Origin of the sequence: Crocosphaera sp. Alani8, from assembly GCF_038442745.1 — a bacterium.
Taxonomy (GTDB): domain Bacteria; phylum Cyanobacteriota; class Cyanobacteriia; order Cyanobacteriales; family Microcystaceae; genus Crocosphaera.
Genome location: NZ_JARVCN010000450.1, coordinates 1 through 2235, shown reverse-complemented (window position 1 = coordinate 2235; position 2235 = coordinate 1). Strand labels below are relative to the sequence as shown.

The window sequence follows — 2235 nt, the reverse complement described above, 5'->3', positions numbered from 1 at the left end:
TGGTGGCCTGACCCCGAACAGCTAGGGGAAGACAACCCAGTCTGTGCTTAATTATCAATTTGAGAGGCGATCGCTTTGGCCATGAGAGTGAATAAATATTCTTCCATTGGCTGTGTCGCAGAGCGCGAGTGCTGCCGTACCCCTTTCTACCTGCTCTCTTAAGGGTTAAGCTTTACGATCGCACCAATAATGCTCTCTAGGATTTTTTCTTGGCGATCGCTAATATGCTTGAGCCTATGAGAATTCTCTTTCAAAATTACCACGAAATCATTCCCTTTACACTTGCTTTCATCATCTATTAGTAAAGGGTTTTATAAGGGGGTTAAAAAGAGCGGATTTGGTATTACTTTAACGATCCAGGCTGGTGGAATATTCATGTTTTATTGGTGCGGGGGTACGCTGGAATATCATTAGTCTTGCTAGCAGGAGCGAGGATTTTACCTTTCTCCAAGAGAATTCGTGCTTTGGCGACTAGCTTACCAGTGCTGCTGGGACTACAGTTTGGCAGCATTCATATTAAAACCCCCCTGCATTTAGAAATACTTCATCCTTTAATTGGATTTTCGCTAGTATACGTTTCTTCAACCTTAGTACATCGTGTTTGGCGGACTATTTCCCCGTCAACTCTTGAGAGCGATTAAAACCCTCAGATTTAATGTTAAATTTTATTCCATCGGATTGACATAGCCACCATCATAGCTTTCGAACAAGGTTCAGTCGACGGTTGTTCAGAGAGCGATCTCGGCAGAGAGCAGCGAAGCGGTGCGCTGATTCTCTCAATCCACATCACCGAATAATCCAGTTACCTCGTTACCTTATGTTGTTGCCCAGTTATCTAAAAAGGTAACTACGGGAAACGCTGATGAGACAATGCTTTCAGGCAAGGCTTTTAACCTAGTTACCTTTTCAGTTGTCTATGGTAATCGAGTTGACCTCAATGATGGTAACTCGAAGGAAATCCGCGATCGCCACTCGATAAAATCCCGGCTCAAGTCCGTGATTGGGATCAACGAGTGGTCTTATCAGACACAAGATCGTCACAGAATCTTCAATTTGACAACATCTCAATACTTTAAGTTGAAAGTATCCTGAAAGCCCTGGATCAACAAAGTGAATTTATTCAACAACATAAATGGCATTTTCATCCGCAATTATATAATTGTTGCTCTTATCTTAATGTTTAGCCTTCTTGGACTGAGGGAAGTTTTCATCGTCTCAATTCATACTGGACAAGAAAGCCGCCTTGAAGGATATGGACAAGCTTTTCGTGTTGGGTTCGTTCAAGTTTTGTCAAATTGGCGATGAGGTTCAATCTATATTAAACTTATTCATGGAACAAGTTGGTCAAGGAGAAAAAATGAAATTCATACCTTCTAGTTTGATGCGGACAATAGTCGGTTTGTTATTTTTTTCTTTAAATTTATCGACTCAATCATCATTGAAAGTAATAGCACAAAGTAACTCTCCTAATTCAGATGATGGGACTGACACACTAGACCAAATGACTAGCTGGATTTGTTCTACTTCAGAAGATAAAATTCTGGTTGAAGCTAAAAACGATAATACCTGGAAATCAATTGTTGAACAAAACAAATGGAATTGCCAACCAGGTTTATCTGATACGTCAAAAGGGAATTTGAAATTTACTTGTGAACCAAGTGAGGACGGAATTATTAGTCTTGTAACAATTACCTGGTTAACAGGAAGTGATCAAAATCAACAGATGGGGAGATGGATACATGAATTGGCTGATGAATATAATATGATTTGTTCTATGGCTAAAGTTGAGCTTTGGGATAATAATATCTGAAATGAAAGTAACGAAGGGAAACCTTGATAAGACAATGCTTCCAGCCGATGTTCTTAACTCTAGTTACCTTTTCTAAAGTCTATGATAATCGAGTTGCCCTCGCGGTTGGTAACTGGGATGGGGTCTGAGATTTTCTCTGCGCACCGCTTCGCGGATCTCTGCCGAGATCGCCTCTTGGAAAGATCATTGATATTTCTTGGGTTGGGATGTAGGGACTAACCTCTTCAAATGCCTAAGTCTGTTGTGGCAGGGACAAAGACAATTCTTCACTTACTTCAATACATAAGGCATCAGCTTCTGGTTGATTCAACCTTAGTAATTTTTCTTGTATTTTAATGATCACACACCGATTTTCATCAGCTTGAGCGACTAATACCAAATCCGCTCTTGTTACCCCCCTTATGGGGTAAAATAGATAGATGTCT

2 protein-coding genes and 1 pseudogene are annotated in these 2235 nt (G+C 40.4%); 2 read left to right on the top strand and 1 reads right to left on the bottom strand.

What is annotated here, in order from left to right:
• Nucleotides 1–335 precede the first annotated feature (335 nt).
• Nucleotides 336–641, top strand: a complete 306-nt coding sequence (locus tag P9B04_RS25250; RefSeq protein WP_446718031.1) for a DUF6220 domain-containing protein — start codon at nucleotides 336–338, stop codon at nucleotides 639–641.
• Nucleotides 642–1330: 689 nt separating this feature from the next.
• Entirely contained in the window at nucleotides 1331–1810 is a 480-nt protein-coding gene (locus P9B04_RS22095) for a hypothetical protein (protein ID WP_342057120.1), read from the top strand.
• A gap of 232 nt (nucleotides 1811–2042) precedes the next feature.
• On the opposite strand, the pseudogene P9B04_RS22090 reads toward P9B04_RS22095, so the two are convergent.
• Nucleotides 2043–2235 (bottom strand): annotated as a pseudogene (locus tag P9B04_RS22090) (hypothetical protein); the annotation flags it as partial.

Coding starts and splice junctions, on each gene's coding strand:
- P9B04_RS22095 (WP_342057120.1), top strand. CDS start 1,331: ATGGAACAAGTTGGTCAAGGAGAAAAAATGAAATTCATACCTTCTAGT.